Source organism: Streptomyces sp. AA1529 (assembly GCF_000280905.1).
GTDB lineage: Bacteria > Actinomycetota > Actinomycetes > Streptomycetales > Streptomycetaceae > Streptomyces.
The window spans coordinates 31887-48012 of record NZ_ALAP01000093.1; the positions used below are offsets into that span (position 1 = coordinate 31887).

Sequence of the window (16126 nt, forward strand, 5' to 3'; positions counted from 1 at the left end):
CGGCCGCCGCGCGGTGTGTACGGATCATGTCCGGCAGCGTAGGAGCCCGCCCACCGCGCCCGGCACCGCCGAAAGCCGGTGCCGGGGCTGCACTTTCGGCAGATGCGGCGCGGGCCGGGGGAACCGGCCGCGGCGGGTTGTGCGCACCGTGCCGCGGCGGCTCGGCCCCGAGTGCGGACCCGGGGAATGCGCGCCTGCCCTCTTGGCAGGCGCGGCGCCGCACGGCAGCGTGAACCGCGCCGACTCACCCCCCACTTCGGAGTGCACGCATGAAGACGACGAACAGCGCTCCCCGCGTCCCCGCCGCCCGGCGGCGCCGGACGGCGGGGACGAAGCGCAGCGCCGCGGGCGTCGTGACCGGGGCTTTCGCTCTGGTCGTCGGGCTGCCGGGTACGGCGCTGGCCGTTCCGCCGCAGGCGCTGCCGCTGAACGCGACCGCGCTGGAGAAGACGTTCCAGCCCGCATACGACTACGACACCGACGGCTGCTACGCGACCCCCGCGATCGGCCCGGACGGCACCCTTGCCCCCGGACTGCGGATAGGCGGCGACGTGAACGGGAACTGCCGTGACGAGTCGGACCTGGAGAACACCAACGGATACTCCAGGTCCAAGTGCAACAACGGCTGGTGCGCGGTGGTCTACGCCTCCTACTTCGAGAAGGACCAGGCGGCTCTGGGCGGCGGCAGTGCCGGGCACCGGCACGACTGGGAACACGTGGTGGTCTGGGTGCACGACGACCGGGCCGAGTACGTCGCGACCTCCGAGCACGGGGGATTCACCGTCCACGACCGGGACGCACTGCCCTTCGAGGGCAGTCACCCCAAGGTCGTCTACCACAAGGACGGCATCAGCACCCACTGCTTCCGCGCGGCCAAGGACGACGGTGGCGACGAGCCGCCCGAGAACCACGAGGGAGCCTGGCAGTACCCCACCCTGGTCGGCTGGGACGGCTATCCCGAGGGGCTGCGGGAGACCCTGACCGGAGCCGACTTCGGCAGCGCCACGCTCGGCATCCGGGACGACACCTTCGCCGGCCACCTGGCCGGGGCGAAGCCGGACGGCATCCCCTTCGACCCGAACGGCTGAGCACGGGACCGGGGTTCCGGGCGCGCCCGGAACCCCGGATGCCGCGAGCCGGGCGGGTCAGACCTCCAGGTTCGCCTCGATCCGCCGCAACTGGTGGCGTGCCATGGCGAGGTTGGCCTTGCCGGAGTCCAGCGCGATGTACAGGAAGAGCCCGTTGCCGCTCTTGGCCCGCAGCAGACGGATCAGGTGGTACTGCTTGCTGAGGGTGATCAGGATGTCCTCGATCTCGTCCTTGATGCCCAGGTGCTCCATCGTGCGCAGCTTGGACCGCACGACATCCGTGTTCCCGGCGGCGGCGACCTCGAGGTCGAACTCCTTGCCCCCGCCGATGGTGCCCAGGGCCATCCCGCTGGTGTAGTCGACCAGGGCCACCCCGATCGTGCCGTCGATGCTGCTCATCGCTTCCTTGAGGGAAGCATCGGTGTTCGACATGGTGTCCTGCTGTCCTTTCGTCGGTACGTTGATCGACCCGGTGTGCGCCGTGCGGGCGTCCGGCGGGTCGTCCGGTGCGTGGCGTGCGGGCGGTCCGGTGGAGTGTGCGGTGTGTGCCGTGCCGTGGTCGTCACTCCGGAGCCGGTGCGTTCCGGCGGCGGCGCTCCAGCGGCAGACGACGGCGCTCCAGCGGAGGCCGGTGCTCGGGCGGCGGGCGGTCGCCGACCGGATGCGGAGCCGCCGGGCTCTGCACGGCGGTCACGAGTTCGCCGATCCGCGCGGCCGTACGGCGCCCCTCCAGATGCAGCCGGCCGACATTGATCCGGTCGTCCGCGAGCAGCGTCAGCACCGCGGACGACCCGGCCGCGTACGTGGCGACATATCCGAGTTCCCCGTGGATCAGCAGCTCGCGGAAGGCGCCGCGTGCCGTGGCCTCGTTCATCCGGAAGGCCAGGCCGAGGGCGGCGGCGGTGAGCGCGGCGAGCGGCTCGGCCTCCGGGCGCTCCCCCGTCCGGGCCGGCGCCATGTCCTCGGCCAGGACGAAACCGTCCACGGTCGCCGCCAGCGCACCGGCGACCTGCGGAACCCTGGCCCGCAGCCCCCGCAGTTCCTCGCCCACGCCCTGCTCCGCCGCCATGAGCACTCTCCTCTCGGCCCGCTGCCGGAATCCCTTGATCACAATGCCTCCAGCGCGTCCCGGAGTCGGCGCAGCAGAGCGATGTCCGGCTCCGCGAACACCGGCCCCGGTGGTCCGGCAGGAGGTGCCCCGCCTGTGGCGGCCCCGGGGTCCGCGCCCGCGAGTCCGCCTCCGGGGTGCGGACATCTGTCCGGCACGCCCGCCGCCGGGCGGTCGTGCGGCCCCGGGGTCACCAGGCCGGCCGCGGCCAACCGGCGCAGTTCCACGAGGGTGTGGAAGGCGGGCCGCCCCAGTGCGCGGGCGATGTCCGTCGGAGTGCGGATGCCGTCGGCCAGTTCCAGGATCCGGAGCTGCCGGTCCGGTACGGCACGCAGCCGGCTGCTCTGTCCGGGCGCCGCAGCGGACCGCACCTGTCGCCCGGTGGGGTGGGGTTGGGCGCCCTGCGACGCACCGGTCCGCACCACCGGATCGGCCGGGTGCCCGGGCGGGGCGGCGGCGCCGGCCGGCACGGGCGGCAGGACGTCCAGGCGCGGATCGGGCCAGATGCGGTCCAGGAAGGCCAGCCGGCGCACCGTCTCGCGCTCCACCACCAGCGGCACGACGCCCCCGCGGGCTGCCAGCCAGTGCCGGACACCGTGCCGGAATCTGCCGGGCCCGCCACCGGGCGCGAGCACGAAGAAGGCCGCGTCGTACAGCGCGACGCCCCGGCACAGTTCCAGTACCCCGGCGGTGACGCGACCGGAGGCCACCAGGTGCCGCGTCCCGCCGTCGTCCTGCCCCGCACGGGTCATCGCCGCCTCCCAGCACGCCCGGGAGAGGGCGCAGCCCCGGTTCAGCAGGATCTCCAGCCCCGTGGCCGCCGAACTCTCGGCGTGCACGATGTGGCCGTCGACGAGGAAGAGGGTGCCCCCTGCGCGGGTGAAGGCACCGGTGGCGCGCTCGACGGCGAGCCGGTGCAGCGTCGAGGGGGTGAGGGTCGGGGCGTTGCGGGCCGGCACGGTGCCCGGGTACGCGGCACCCGGACACGCGGTGCCGTGCGGTAGCGGGGCGCCACGCGTCGCGGGCGGGCGCCCGGCCGGGTCGTACGGCGCCGCAGGGGCCGGTAAGGGGCGCGGCAGGCCCTCCGGCGGATGGCCCCGGTGCTCCCCTTCGCTGCCGGCCGGTTCGGTACCGGAGCGCGACCGGGGCTCCGGCGTGGGGACCGCTCCCATCAGAGCACCATCCGGTCTGCGATCTCCGCCAGCCGTATCCGGGCCAGCGCGAGATTGCCCTCGTCCCGGGCGAGCCACAGGTGGAGGAAGAGCGTGCCGTCCAGGGCACCGGTCACGAACCGCAGCAGGTGGTAACTGTCGCTGTTCGTCGCGATGATGTCCTCGACGGCCGGGGCCGTTCCGCCTCGGTGCGGCGCGGAGTCGGAGACGTCCTGGGTGCCGGGAGGGGACGGGTGTCCGGGGGCGGTGTCCGGGCCGCCGGGTCCCGGGCCGGTTCCGCCACCGGGAGGGCCGGTCCGGGGAGCCTGTGGAGCAGCGCCGGGGGGCGCCGCCGCGGGGTCGCCCGGGGCGCCGAGTGAGGAGAGCGGGCCGAGGGAGCGGTACTCGGCCACCATTCTGGCCAGTTCGGCCGTCTCGCAGGCGGCGGCCTCGTGGTCACCGCCGGGCGGCTCCCCGGCGACACCGAGCGCCAGTCCGCTGATCCAGTCCACCACGGCGGCGCAGCGGGCACCGGGCAATCGCATCGCTTCCAGGAGGCACTCGTCGATTCCGGGCACGCTGCACTCCCCTCCCCGGCACACCGCATCACTACCGAAACCGCCCGGCCACGGACAGTGAGGCTCACACTACGCATGTGCACGGCAGAGCAGCGCGTGTTCCGGCATTTTCCCGGGGAACATGCCAAGACCGCCTCGAAGTTGACCGAACCTCGGCAGTAGAGGGTCGCTTGAGTCCTGTTTCTGATCGAATCAGATCGAATTTCTGAGCATGCGAAAACCGGACCCGGCTCACCCCACGGGGCCGCACACCCAGGACATCCGTACGCTCCGCACCAGGCACGCCGTACCGGGCCGGCGCTCAGGCGGTGGCGGTCCGCCGCGGGGTGAAGGAGGCGGCATATGCGACCGTCACCAGAACCAGCGCCATCGGCACCAGCATGGCCGCGCGGTAGCTCCACGCGTCGCCGAGCGCCCCCACCAGAGGCGAACCGATGAGGAATCCGACGTAGTTGAAGATGTTGAGGCGGGCGACAGCGGAGTCCGACGCCCCCGGGAAGAGCCGTCCCGCAGCCGCGAAGGTCTGCGGCACGAGCACACACAGCCCGAGCCCGAGCAGGGTGAAACCGAGCATGCCCGTTCCCGGGCCTTGGGCCGCCGCCACCGTGCCGAACCCGAGCGCCGCCAGCAGCGCTCCCGCGCGGACGACGGTCGCGGCGCCGAATCGTCGTACGCCCAGATCACCGAGAGAGCGGCCGACGAGCGTCGTCGCCATGTAGACGTTGTAGGGGACGGTGGCGAGCTGCTCCGAGCTGCCCAGCACATCCTGGAGGTACTTCGCGCTCCAGTTGGAGACGGTGGAGTCCCCTATGTAGGCGAAGGTCATGACCAGGCACAGCGGCAGCAGCAGCCGGAAGGCGGCCACCTGCTGCCCCGCCCCGGCAGCGCCGGCACCCTCCTCCGGCTCCGGACCGCGGCCGGCGTCCAGGTACCACCGGCTGCCCAGCAGCGCAGCGGGCAGCAGCACGGCGGCCACCGGCAGATACGAGCCGAGGAGCGGCACCTGCCCGTGCGCACCCACCCAGGCCAGCGTCGCGCCCACGATCCCGCCCAGGCTGTACGCGGCGTGGAAGCCCAGCATGATGCTGCGGCCGTAGCGGTGCTGGAGACTCACCCCGAGCATGTTCATCGAGGCGTCCAGCGCCCCGACCCCGACCCCGAAGACCGCGAGCGCCACCGCCAGGTGCAGCACGGCGTCTCCCGCCGCGACGCCCAGCAGCGCCAGCAGCACCACCGGCTGCGACCACCGGAGCACCAGACCGGGCCGTACGCGCTTGACGAGTTGCTCCGCACCCACGCTCCCCGCCCCGGCGAGTACGGGAACAGCCGCGAGAAACGCCGGGAGCAGCGCGTTCGATATGCCGTACCGGTCCTGCACGGCGGGGATGCGCGTCACCAGCAGTGCGAACGCGACGCCCTGTGCGAAGAAGCTGAAGGCGAGCGCGGCCCTGCCGTGCCGCATCCGTGTGTCCACCATGGCCGGACAGCGTATGCCGCACCACTACCGACGGGTAGACCGATCACAGCGTGGATTCCGGCAGTTCTCCCCGTCTTTCGCGGCCGGCTTCGGATGCGGAGCGCGCATCACCGCAACCGGGGGGAGGCGCCCGCGCGCACCGGGGAGCACCGGATCGATCCGCAGGCCTCCCTGCCGTGCGGAAGCGGAGCGAGGAGCCCAGCCTGGAGGAAGCGGAAAGGACGCGCAGCCGGCCGACGGCCACGACCGCCGGGCCGGTCCCGCGCACCGGCAGCGGTCGACAGCCGGATGGGCCCTCGAGCCGACCGGCGGGCCGACGGAAGCGGACGGACGGAGCCGAGGCCATGGCACGGCTGCTGATCGACAGGGACGACCTGGTCGTCCGGCCGGCCTGGTGGCAGAGGGTCGCCACAGGACACCGGGAGATACGGGTACCGCTGTCCGCGGTGGCGCGGGTCGGCGGCGCCTCGGCCTGGTGGCGCCCGCTGCGGGGCCGGGCGCAGCGGACCAGCCATCTGCCCGGGCTCGCGCACCTCGGGGTCTGGCGGCATCCGGACGGGCAGGATTTCGTCGCGGTCCACCCGTGGAAGCCGGTCGTGGTCGTCGAGACGCGGGGACATACCCGGTTCGCCCGTATCGCCGTCTCGGTGCGCGACACCCGGGCGGCGGTCGGAGTCCTCCCCGCCGACCGCCGTCGCGACCGCCCGTTCTGCTGACCGGTGCGGACCGTCCGCCGCGGGGGACGCCGGTCGTGCCCGGCGGTTCCCCGGCCGGTCGCGGTGTGCGTGGGGGTGAGTACTGGGGTGCGGGGGCGGGGGTTTCGCCGGGTGGGTGGTGTGAGGCCGCCCATAGGGTCCACGTCACGTACGGACCAGCCCGTGAGCCGCTTTCAGCCGGCGCCGCCCAGCCCCGCGTAGTAGTGGGTGAGCACCGCCTCGGCTCCGGACCCCTGGGCGGTGACGATCCGTTGGTGGCGGGCCGACCGGAGGTCACCCGCGACCAGGAGGCGGGGATGCTGGGCCGCGGGCGGGCAATAGCCGTCGGGGCCGGGCGCGAGGTCGCCGTCGAGCGGCGCGGCACGGGAGCCGAGGTTGCCGAACAGCGCCCGGGTCCGCACCTCGTGCACCCCGCCGTCGGTGCACCGCGCCGCGACCCGGTAGCCGCTGTCCAGGGACACCACCGTGGCGTGCTCGACCTCGTGGAGCCGTACCCGGGCGTCGTGGGCGGCTTCCGTCGTCTTGTACGCGTCTCCCGCCGGGTGCAGCACCTCCAGTCGCGCGGCGGCTCCGGGGCGGGTGCGCAGCCAGGTGCCGAGCGGGCGGTCGGCGCCCAGCACCACGGCCGGATCTCCCGCCCCGAGGTCCTCGGGCCGGACCCGCCACAGCGGGGGCGGCCGCAGCCCCTCCGGGGCCTCGATCCACGCCGCGTGCCCGGGTGTCAGCGCTGTGGTTCCGGTGGCCACCAGCACGGCGGCCGCGGTGAGCGTGCGGCCGTCCGCGAGGACGGCCTCCGCCCGGTCCCGGTGGGCCCGCACCCGGAGGGCACGCGCCTGCAGGAGGGTGCACCGGCCGGTGTCCCGCACCCGGTCGACGTCCGCGACGAGCGCCCGGGCGAGGGCGGCGCCGTCGCTCCAGCCTCCGGGGACGTTCTCCAGCGCGCCGATGTCCCACACCTTTCCGCCCACCCGGTCGGCCTCGACGAGGACCGTGCGCAGACCCAGTCCGGCCGCCATGAGCACCGCCGCGACCCCCGCCGGTCCGGCGCCGACGACCACCAGTTCCGGCTCCATGCACACTCCTTCGGCCGCGCTCCGCCGCCGGGCCGCTCCCGGCGTGCCCCCACGGTCCCATCCCGGACGCGCCCGGCCCGCGACCGGCTCCATCCGGCCGCCGGCTCGCCCCGGTCCACCCTCGTGTTCCCGGTCCACCGTGCCCCTGGTCCACCGTGCCCCGGTCACCGCTCCGCCGCCGGAGCCAGGTCGCGCCCGGTCCCCGGTCCGCCGGTCGCCGGACGCGGGGGACAATCGTGCGGTGATGGACGACGACCCGTATCTGTGGCTGGAAGAGATCGAGGGCGACGCCGCGCTCGGCTGGGTGCGCGAACGCAACGCGGAGACGGTGGCGGAACTGACCGCCGACCCCGGGTTCGAGACGCTGCGCGGGGAAGTGCGGGAGATCCTGGGCGACCCCGCGCGGATTCCGTACGTCAGGCGCCGCGGGCCGTATCTGTACAACTTCTGGCGCGACACCGACCACCTCCGAGGGGTGTGGCGGCGCACCACCCTGGAGGAGTACCGGCTGCCGGAGCCGCGCTGGGAGACCCTGCTGGACCTGGACGCGCTGGCGGCGGCCGAGAACGTGCCCTGGGTGTGGGCAGGTGCCTCGGTGCGGCGGCCGGACCGGAGGCGGGCGCTGGTGGAGCTGTCCCGGGACGGGGCGGACGCCGCCGTCGTACGGGAGTACGACCTGGAGGCCCGCGCCTTCGTGGAGGACGGGCGAAGCGGCTTCGCGCTGCCGGAGGCGAAGAGCTCGGTCGGCTGGATCGACGAGGACCACCTCTTCGTCGGCACCGACACCGGCCCCGGTTCGCTCACCGCGTCCGGCTATCCCCGCACGGTGCGGCGGTGGCGGCGCGGCACCCCGCTCGCCGAGGCCCCGGTGGTCTTCGAGGGGCGGGAGGAGGACGTGTCGGTCGCCGCCTGGCACGACCCCACCCCGGGGTTCGAGCGGAGTCTGGCTGCCCGGAACCGGGACTTCTGGCACCGCGAGCTCTTTCTGCTGGGTCCGGACGACACCCCGGTGCGGATCGAGGTGCCGGACGACTCCCTGGCCCGGGTGCACCGCCAGTGGCTGCTGGTGCGGCTGCGCTCGCCCTGGCTGGATCGGCCCGCCGGAGCGCTGCTGGCCTTCGGCCTCGACGCGTTCCTGGCCGGGGAGCGGTCGCACGACGTGCTCTTCACGCCCGACGAGCGCACCGTCCTGGACGGCTACGCCACGACCAGGCGCCATATCGTCCTGGAGACCCTCACCGACGCCTCCTCCGCTCTGCACCTGCTCGCCCCGGACGCGGGCGGTGGCTGGTCGCGCAGTCCGCTGGGCGAGGTGCCGCCGCTGTCGACGGCAACCGTGACGGCGACCGCTCCGGACGAGGAGGACGAGAACGCGGAGGAGGTCCTCTTCGACGTCGACGGGTACCTGCAACCGTCCACGCTGTGCCGGGTGGCGGCCGACGCGCCGCAGCCGGAGACGCTGAAGCGGGCGCCGGTCCGCTTTTCCGCCGAGGGGCTGTGCGTACGGCAGCACTTCGCGGTCTCGGCGGACGGGACCCGGGTGCCCTACTTCGTGGTCGGACCGGAGCAGCAGGAGGGTCCGGCACCGACGCTGCTGTACGGCTACGGCGGGTTCGAGGTGTCACTCACCCCGTCCTACTCGGCGGTGACGGGCCGGACATGGCTGGAGCGCGGCGGCACGTACGCGGTGGCGAACATCCGTGGCGGCGGCGAGTACGGTCCCGCGTGGCACCGCGCCGCGCTCGGCGCCGAACGGGACCGGGCCTTCGAGGACTTCGCCGCTGTCGCACGGGACCTGACGGCTCGGGGCGTCACCGTCCCGAAACGGCTCGGTGTCGCCGGAGGCAGCAACGGAGGTCTGCTGACGGGCGTGATGCTCACCCGCTGCCCCGAGCTCTTCGGCGCGGTGGTCGCCGAGGTGCCGCTGCTGGACATGCTGCGCTTCCACAAGCTCCTCGCCGGCAATTCCTGGATCGCCGAGTACGGCGACCCCGAGGACCCCGACGAGCGGGCGCATCTGCGGCGCTGGTCGCCGTATCACAATCTGGCCGCCGGCCGTTCGTACCCGCCGCTGCTGCTGACCACCTCGACCCGCGACGACCGGGTCCACCCGGGCCACGCGCGGAAGATGGCTGCCCGGATGCGCGACCTGGGACTACCGGTCCGGTACTACGAGAACACCGGGGGCGGGCACGCGGGTGCCGCCGACCACGAGCAGGCCGCCTTCGTCGAGGCGCTGGTCCACACCTTCCTCTGGAGGGCCCTGAGCGGCCCGGGCCGGGTCCCGGACTGAACCGGACCCGGCGCCTCAGCCCAGATGCACCCGGAGTGCCTCGCGGACCGTGTCCGGTCCGGGCGCCTCGGCGGCCCACGCCGCGTACCCGTCGGGGCGGACCAGGAGAGCGGTACGACGGTCGCTCGCCCAGTGGCGTACGGCCAGTGGGCCGTTCCCCCCGGCGGCCGGGGGCGTCGCCGCCCTCGGCGCGATCAGGACGAACCGGCCGCCGCGCAGGGCCTCGTGGAGGCGTCCGCCGTCCGCGAGGCGCACGTCGGGCACCCGGCGGCCGGTGAGCCGGTGGGAGCCGCGCGGCGCCGGGTAGCGGTAGCCGATGCCGGTGATCCGTCCGATGACCGCGCGGCGGGCCGGGCCGACGGTGTCGAGGAGGGTGGTCAGAGCCCCGCGCGCGGCACGCGCCCAGGGGGTCTTCGCCATGGCGAGCCGGACGATTCCGCCGCTGCTGCGCAGCACGGAGGTGCCGACGGGGTGCCGTTCCGCGTGGTAGGTGTCGAGCAGTGCGTCGTCGGCGTGGCCGGCGGCGACCCGGGCGAGCTTCCAGCCGAGGTTCGCCGCGTCCTGCAGCCCGGTGTTCATCCCCTGGCCTCCGGCGGGAGTGTGGACGTGGGCGGCGTCGCCCGCCAGGAAGACCCGGCCGACCCGGTAGGCGGGTGCCTGGCGCTCGTCGCTGTGGAAGCGGGACATCCAGCGCGCGTCGTACATCCCGAAGTCCCGTCCGAGTGCGCGGCGGGTGATCTCCTTGACCTCGTCGAGCGCGACCGCCTCGTGGTCGGGGACGGCTCGGCCGCGGTGCCATCCGATGACGCGGTGGTAGCCGTCGCCGAACGGCGCGATGAACGCGAAGGCGTCCCCGACGGCGTTGACGGTGAGGAGCGAGTCGGGCTGCTCGGCCAGTCGCACATCGGCCAGCACCACGGAACTGATGACGGATCGGCCGGGAAAGGGCAGTCCGACCGCCTCGCGTACGGCGCTGCGCATGCCGTCGGTACCGACCACGTAGGAGGCCCGGAGGGTGGCGGGGTCCGCGGCCGGTCCCCGTACGTGGACCGCCACACCATCCGCGTCCTGGGCCAGGCCGGTCAGTTCGGTCTCGTACCGGAAGTCGACACCGGCGTCGACGGCGCGCCGGTGCAGGACCTTCTCGACCTCGTACTGCGGAAGGACCAGGAGGTGGTTGAAGCGGCTGGGGAGGGTGTCCAGGCCGATGGTCAGCCTTCCGAAGAGGCGCAGCCGGTCCAGAGGCCGGCCGGCGGACTCCAGGTCCTCGGCGAGTGCCCGCGCGTCGAGGAGTTCGAGGGTGCGGGCGTGCAGGACGAAGGCGCGGGAGAGGTTGCTGATCCCCGCGCCGCGCTTCTCCAGGAGGGTCACCGGGACGCCCGCCGCGGCCAGGTCACCGGCGAGGAGGAGGCCGGTGGGGCCGGCGCCGACGACGATCACGGTAGGGGTGCCGGGGTTGGTGCCGGATCCGGTCGTGCTGCTCATCAGGACCTCCTGAGCCAACGACTGTTGGCCAACGCTCGTTGACCACGCGACGGCGACACTAGAGGCCGGGAGAACGGTCGTCAACACTTGTTGGCCAACGAGTGTTGGCATATGGTCGCGGACGTGACCCGAAGCAAGCCCCCCGCCCCCGCCGCCCCGCGCCGCTCCGCGACGACCCGGACCGCCATCCTCGAAGCCGCCCGTGAACGCTTCGCCGCCGACGGCTACGAGCGGGCGACGATCCGCGCCATCGCCCGGGACGCCGGTATCGACCCGTCGATGGTGATGCGCTACTACGGCAACAAGGAGGGGCTGTTCGCCGCCGCCGTCGCCGTGGACCTGGACCTGCCGGATCCGGACTCCCTGCCGCGCGAGCGCGTCGGTCACACCCTGGTGGCGCACTTCCTGGCGATATGGGAGGGCGACGGAGAGCTCACGGCACTGCTGCGGGTCGGCACCACCAACGAGGCCGGAGCACAGCGCATGCAGCGCATCTTCCAGGAACAACTCCTCCCCGTCGTGCGGGGGATGCACCCGGACCCGGAGCAGGCACCGGTACGGGCCGCGCTGGTGGCCTCCCAACTGCTGGGCCTCGGGCTGACCCGCTACGTGCTGCGGCTGCCACCGGCCGTGGCACTGGACCGGGAGGAGATCGTGGCATGGCTGGGTCCCACGCTGCAGCGCTATCTGACCGCGGCCCACCCGTAGGCCGGCCGCAGCCAGGGCCCTGCGGTGCCCGTCGGCGCCGACACGTCCGCACCGGGATCGGCGGGCGCCGGAGCGGCGACCCCGAGGGCACCGGGAGGCGTCGCCCCTCAGGCCGCTCCGGACACGCTCCCCGGGACAACGGCCCGGGAGGCCGCCGCATCCGTCCGTCCGGCCACCGGTCCCCGGTCACCTGCCAGCACCTCGGCAGCGGCCACCCCCGAGGCGGCACTGGCGCCGTGGGTGTAGATCTGCGCGGCGCCTCCGGCGGTGGCACCGGGCAGTCCCATCTCCACCACGATCGCGTCGGGCCGCGCGGCGGTGAGTGCGGCGGCGGCCCGGCTCATCCACGCGTGCCGGGAAGCGTCCCGGACCACCACGACCAGCGGTCGCCCCGCGGCGGGCGCCAGCGCGCAGCCCTCCAGCGTGACGGTGCGCTCCCGCAGTTCGTCGCCGCGCACCCGCGCGGACGTCGTACCCGGAAGCCGCTCCTGCAGCGGAGCCGCGACGCCCCACGGGGTCTGCTTGCCGACGGCCATGTTGGTGACCGGCACCAGCTCCACCACGTGCGGGGCGGTGCGCAGGGGCAGGCTCTCCCCGGCCGCGCCACCGAGGCGGACGGCGCGGCGGGCGGCGACGTGACCGATGTCCTCGACCGTTCCCGGGGTGCTCCGGTCCGCGCGCAGCCGCGCCGACCAGTCGGCGAACTCCGCGACCCGGGCCGCCGCTTCGGCCAGCCGCTCCTCGGACAGGCCGCCGTCGGCGACGGCACCGACCAGCGCGTCGACCAGCTGCCCGACAGTGGCCTCCTCGGCGCTCTCCCCGCCCACGCAGATGGCGTCCACCCCGGCCGCGACGGCCCGCACCGTCGCTCCCTCGATCCCGTGGCGCCGGGTGACGGCACCCATTTCGATGGCGTCGCTGACGATCAGGCCGTCGAAGCCCAGCTCCTGCCGCAGCAGCCCCTCGAGCACGGGCCGGCTGAGGGTGGCCGGGAGTTCGGAGTCGTAGGCGGGGACCAGCAGATGACCGCTCATGACGGCTCGGACACCGGCCTGGAGCGCCGCCCGGAACGGGGGCAGCGCCTGAGCGGCGATCTCGGCCGCGTCGGCACCGTAGGTGGGCAGCTCGTGGTGCGAGTCGGCGGCGACGTCGCCGTGCCCGGGGAAGTGCTTGACGCAGGCGGCCACGCCGGACGACTGGAGTCCGCGGATCCATCCGGCGGTGTGCCGGGAGACCAGTTCCGGGGACGCACCGAAGGACCGGACCCCGATGACGGGGTTGTCGGGGTTGGAGTTGACGTCCGCACTGGGGGCGTAGTCCAGGCTCACCCCGGCGGAGCGCAGTTGGCGGCCCAGGTCGGCGGCGACGGCCTCGGTCAGCTCCGGGTCGTCGACGGTGCCGAGGGCGAAGTTGCCCGGGCGCGTCGAGCCGGTCGCCCACTCCATCCTGGTGACGTCGCCCGCCTCCTCGTCGATGGCGACGACGAGCTCGGGGTTCTCCGCGCGGAGTCGGGCGGTCAGCCGGGCGACCTGGTCGGGGGAGGCGATGTTGCGGGAGAAGAGCACGACGGACGCCAGCCCGTCGCCGATCTCGCGCAGGATCCAGTCGGGCGCCTCCGTGCCGACGAATCCCGGTTGCAGGACGGAGAGCGCGAGTCGGCGCAACTCGCTGCTGTGCTTCTTGGCGGACATCGACCGCGCCTTTCGGTGAGACCGGTACGTCGGCGACGGCAGGGAACGGATTCCGCGCCGCCGATCATCTTGGTATAGACCAACGCTGTACGCCCCAGATTAACCACACGCGTCAAGGAGTGCCCCCGCACTCCGGAGGGTCGCGCCCGGGTACCTCCCGGCGCCGCCGCGCCACCGGGCGCCGGGTCGGCGGGAGTTGACATTCGATTTGGTCTAGTCCAACTTTGGTGGGGCGCGAGCCAATGGAGAGACACATGTGGCACGTGTTCCGTTTCACGGCGGAGCGCCCCGCATCGCTGCGCCTCCGGACCGCCGCAAGGTGACCCGCCCGTGGGCCAGGGCACGGTGGCGGGCGCCCGCCGTCCGCGACCGGCGACCGCCGCCGAGCGCCCCGTCGGCCCCGCCCTCCGCGCCGCGACCCGGCCGCGAACCGCACCTGGCACCCGGCCGGTCACCTGCCACCGCACACCCACCGGACGTACGACTGCCACCGCCCCTTCCGGGGGACGGCAGTGAGCACCTGGAGTACCGCATGGCGACGTCTGACCCCTACCTCCATCGAGCCGCATCGAACATCCCCTACTTCAGCGCGGACGGCGACACCTACCTGGCGCGGACGCCGCTGCGCGAACTGAGCAAGAACCGCCCCCTCCGCGTGCTGTCCGAGGAGGACTTCACCTTCTGGCAGACCTACGGCTACATCGTGGTGAAGCAGGCGATCCCCGCCTCGGCAGCACGGCGGCTGCTGGACTTCGCCTGGGACTTCCAAGGACTCGACCCGGACCGTCCGGAGACCTGGTACCGGGAGCGCACCTTCCGTTCCGACCTGGAACGGGAGCTGCACATCTACGGGTTCGTCGAGGCCTACCACCACCAGCTCATCTGGGACAGCCGCCAGACCCGGCGGGTGTACGACGCCTTCGTCGACGTGTGGGACTGCGAGGAGCTGTGGGTCACCCTGGACCGGCTCAACCTCAATCCGCCCAATGTCCGCAACCGCGACCGGGCCCTGATCGAGCGCCGGGACCGGGGCTTCGACATCGAACTCCACTGGGACATCGACACCTCGCTCGGCGTGCCGCCGCAGCGGGTGCAGGGCGTCATCGCGCTCAACGACACCGAACCGGCGCTGGGCGGCTTCCAGTGCTGCCCCGAGCTCTTCCGGCGGTTCGACCGCTGGAAGGCCCTGCAACCGGAGGACCGCGACCCGATCCGGCCCGCGGTGGACCGGCGGGAGATGCCCGTGGTGCGGCCCGAACTCGCGGCCGGCGACCTGCTCATCTGGAACGGCCTGCTCGCGCACGGCGTCGCGCCCAACACCTCCGAGCAGGGAGTGCGTTCGGTCCAGTACCTGTCGATGATGCCCGCACTGGAGAGCCACCGCGGTCTGCGGCAGTCGCGGACCGACTCGTGGCGCCACCTGAGCACCCCGGACTGGAACCCGACCCTGGTGGGTGACCCGGACCGGCACGAGTCCCTGCGGTACGGACCCGCCGAACTCACCGGACTGGGCGCCAGGCTGCTGGGGCTGGAGTCCTGGCACGACCCGGTACGCGACACCGGCACCGCGACCGGCGAAGGCACCGAGACCACCGCGGCCACCGGGGAAGAGACATGCGCCGTATCTGTCTGACCCTGCCCACCAACCGGCCCTGCGCCGCGACGATCGCGGCCGTCGGAGCGGAGGCCGCCTACGCCGCCGCGCACTTCGGCACCGAGGTCCGTCTGCTGGTCCTCGACTCCTGCTCCGCGGCCGTGTACGCCGAACACGCCGCCGCCGTGCGGAACCTGCCGGCCGCCCCAGGAGTCACCGTCCACCACCTGGACGAGGGCCGGCAGGCCGACTTCCTGCGGCGGGTGACCGAGGGCACCGGGTACGCCGAACCCGGCCTGCTGCGCGAACTGCTGCTGCCCGAAGCGCTCTCCTACGGCGCCTGCACCGACCGCGCCTTCCTGCTCGCCGCCGCGCTCGGCTGCGAGTCGGTGCACCGCCGGGACTCCGACAGCCGGTACCAGACCGTGGACGGCTCCCCCGTCTTCCCCGTGCACCAGGAGTTGATGTCGCTGGGCGAGCGGGCCGGTGACGCGGCGGCGCACGTGACCCGGACCGCGCTGCCGGCCGAACACACCGGCAGACGCGTCGCGCTGGTGGGCAGTTCGTTCATCGGGGCGCCGTCGGTGGACCTCGGGGACATGCCGAGCGCCGCTCCGGAGATCCACCACGAGGTCGTCGGCCTGTGGGCGCCCGCGCACTGGTCCCCCCGGCGGAAGCGGGAGCTGGCCCGGGAGTCGTTCCTGGGCGCCGGCACCCGGCCCTTCGAGCGGGACGACTCGCTGCTGACCCTGGTGGACCCGATGCGGGTGGACATGTGCAACGTCAGCTTCCACGGGGTGCACGAAAGGGTGCCGCTGCCGCCGGCCCGGGACACCATCGGCAGCGACTACTTCCTGCTCCACCTCGTCCGGCACGCCGGGCTGCCCGGAGTGCTGCACAACCGGAACATCGTCAATTACCACACCACGGAGCGGCGCACGGACCAGGGCTTTCTCGCCTACCAGCGGCGCTTCGCCAAATTCCTGCTGTCGATGCTCTACTTCCACTCCCTCTACGAGGCGATGGCCGGCGCGGGCGACGCGCTGCTCGACGGCGACGGGCAGGTGCGCGGTTCCACGGTCGCCGCACTCGCCCGCCGAAGCACCGCACTGGACCGGCGGGAGAACATCCAGCGGCTCGACACACTCGAGGCCGCCTACCACA

General features: G+C 73.6%; 14 protein-coding genes. 6 read left to right on the plus strand and 8 right to left on the minus strand.

Translation table 11 applies throughout. The features are described 5' to 3' along the window. Positions 1 to 269: 269 nt before the first annotated feature. Positions 270 to 1088, plus strand: coding sequence for an NPP1 family protein (locus A949_RS0127380; RefSeq protein ID WP_019359249.1), 819 nt, complete (start codon positions 270 to 272; stop codon positions 1086 to 1088). Positions 1089 to 1145: 57 nt separating this feature from the next. On the opposite strand, the gene A949_RS0127385 is transcribed toward A949_RS0127380, so the two are convergent. From A949_RS0127385 to A949_RS0127405, 5 genes are all read right to left on the minus strand, one after another. Then, positions 1146 to 1520, minus strand: coding sequence for a hypothetical protein (locus A949_RS0127385; RefSeq protein ID WP_019359250.1), 375 nt, complete (start codon positions 1518 to 1520; stop codon positions 1146 to 1148). A 130-nt stretch (positions 1521 to 1650) separates the two neighbouring features. Then, positions 1651 to 2199, minus strand: a complete 549-nt coding sequence (locus tag A949_RS34770; protein ID WP_019359251.1) for a roadblock/LC7 domain-containing protein — start codon at positions 2197 to 2199, stop codon at positions 1651 to 1653. Continuing rightward, the gene (locus A949_RS0127395) at positions 2196 to 3155 is read right to left on the minus strand and encodes a hypothetical protein (RefSeq protein ID WP_026005088.1); all 960 of its coding nucleotides are present in this window, start codon (positions 3153 to 3155) and stop codon (positions 2196 to 2198) included. The genes A949_RS34770 and A949_RS0127395 overlap by 4 nt, the downstream gene beginning before the upstream one ends. Before the next feature lie 212 nt (positions 3156 to 3367). Then, a complete protein-coding gene (locus A949_RS0127400; RefSeq protein ID WP_019359253.1) occupies positions 3368 to 3925 on the minus strand; it encodes a hypothetical protein in 558 nt (185 codons plus the stop codon). Positions 3926 to 4226: 301 nt separating this feature from the next. Beyond that, a complete protein-coding gene (locus A949_RS0127405) occupies positions 4227 to 5402 on the minus strand; it encodes an MFS transporter (protein ID WP_019359254.1) in 1176 nt (391 codons plus the stop codon). Positions 5403 to 5746: 344 nt separating this feature from the next. On the opposite strand from A949_RS0127405, the gene A949_RS0127410 reads away from it, so the two are divergent. After that, a complete protein-coding gene (locus A949_RS0127410) occupies positions 5747 to 6118 on the plus strand; it encodes a hypothetical protein (RefSeq protein ID WP_019359255.1) in 372 nt (123 codons plus the stop codon). A 173-nt stretch (positions 6119 to 6291) separates the two neighbouring features. On the opposite strand, the gene A949_RS0127415 is transcribed toward A949_RS0127410, so the two are convergent. Continuing rightward, a complete protein-coding gene (locus tag A949_RS0127415) occupies positions 6292 to 7191 on the minus strand; it encodes an FAD-dependent oxidoreductase (protein ID WP_019359256.1) in 900 nt (299 codons plus the stop codon). Between the two features lie 244 nt (positions 7192 to 7435). Between A949_RS0127415 and A949_RS0127420 the strand changes: the two genes are divergently transcribed. Further along, positions 7436 to 9484, plus strand: coding sequence for a prolyl oligopeptidase family serine peptidase (locus tag A949_RS0127420; RefSeq protein WP_019359257.1), 2049 nt, complete (start codon positions 7436 to 7438; stop codon positions 9482 to 9484). A 15-nt stretch (positions 9485 to 9499) separates the two neighbouring features. On the opposite strand, the gene A949_RS0127425 is transcribed toward A949_RS0127420, so the two are convergent. Then, positions 9500 to 10969, minus strand: a complete 1470-nt coding sequence (locus tag A949_RS0127425) for an FAD-dependent monooxygenase (protein WP_019359258.1) — start codon at positions 10967 to 10969, stop codon at positions 9500 to 9502. Positions 10970 to 11080: 111 nt separating this feature from the next. Here A949_RS0127425 and A949_RS0127430 point away from each other — a divergent pair, with 111 nt between their 5' ends. Next, positions 11081 to 11677, plus strand: a complete 597-nt coding sequence (locus tag A949_RS0127430; RefSeq protein ID WP_019359259.1) for a TetR/AcrR family transcriptional regulator — start codon at positions 11081 to 11083, stop codon at positions 11675 to 11677. A 107-nt stretch (positions 11678 to 11784) separates the two neighbouring features. On the opposite strand, the gene A949_RS0127435 is transcribed toward A949_RS0127430, so the two are convergent. Continuing rightward, positions 11785 to 13368 (minus strand): glycoside hydrolase family 3 protein, encoded by a 1584-nt coding sequence (locus A949_RS0127435; protein WP_019359260.1) that lies wholly within the window; start codon positions 13366 to 13368, stop codon positions 11785 to 11787. Between the two features lie 532 nt (positions 13369 to 13900). Here A949_RS0127435 and A949_RS0127440 point away from each other — a divergent pair. Together A949_RS0127440 and A949_RS0127445 are read left to right on the plus strand one after the other, a co-directional pair. Then, positions 13901 to 15001: a phytanoyl-CoA dioxygenase family protein gene (locus A949_RS0127440; protein WP_019359261.1), complete on the plus strand. Its 1101-nt coding sequence runs from the start codon at positions 13901 to 13903 to the stop codon at positions 14999 to 15001. Further along, a partial coding sequence (locus A949_RS0127445) for a DUF6271 family protein (protein ID WP_019359262.1) occupies positions 14983 to 16126 on the plus strand: 1144 nt, incomplete at its 3' end. The genes A949_RS0127440 and A949_RS0127445, both read left to right, overlap by 19 nt.

Coding starts and splice junctions, on each gene's coding strand:
- A949_RS0127380 (WP_019359249.1), top strand. CDS start 270: ATGAAGACGACGAACAGCGCTCCCCGCGTCCCCGCCGCCCGGCGGCGC.
- A949_RS0127385 (WP_019359250.1), bottom strand. CDS start 1,520: ATGTCGAACACCGATGCTTCCCTCAAGGAAGCGATGAGCAGCATCGAC.
- A949_RS0127405 (WP_019359254.1), bottom strand. CDS start 5,402: ATGGTGGACACACGGATGCGGCACGGCAGGGCCGCGCTCGCCTTCAGC.
- A949_RS0127410 (WP_019359255.1), top strand. CDS start 5,747: ATGGCACGGCTGCTGATCGACAGGGACGACCTGGTCGTCCGGCCGGCC.
- A949_RS0127415 (WP_019359256.1), bottom strand. CDS start 7,191: ATGGAGCCGGAACTGGTGGTCGTCGGCGCCGGACCGGCGGGGGTCGCG.
- A949_RS0127420 (WP_019359257.1), top strand. CDS start 7,436: ATGGACGACGACCCGTATCTGTGGCTGGAAGAGATCGAGGGCGACGCC.
- A949_RS0127425 (WP_019359258.1), bottom strand. CDS start 10,969: ATGAGCAGCACGACCGGATCCGGCACCAACCCCGGCACCCCTACCGTG.
- A949_RS0127430 (WP_019359259.1), top strand. CDS start 11,081: ATGGTCGCGGACGTGACCCGAAGCAAGCCCCCCGCCCCCGCCGCCCCG.
- A949_RS0127435 (WP_019359260.1), bottom strand. CDS start 13,368: ATGTCCGCCAAGAAGCACAGCAGCGAGTTGCGCCGACTCGCGCTCTCC.
- A949_RS0127440 (WP_019359261.1), top strand. CDS start 13,901: ATGGCGACGTCTGACCCCTACCTCCATCGAGCCGCATCGAACATCCCC.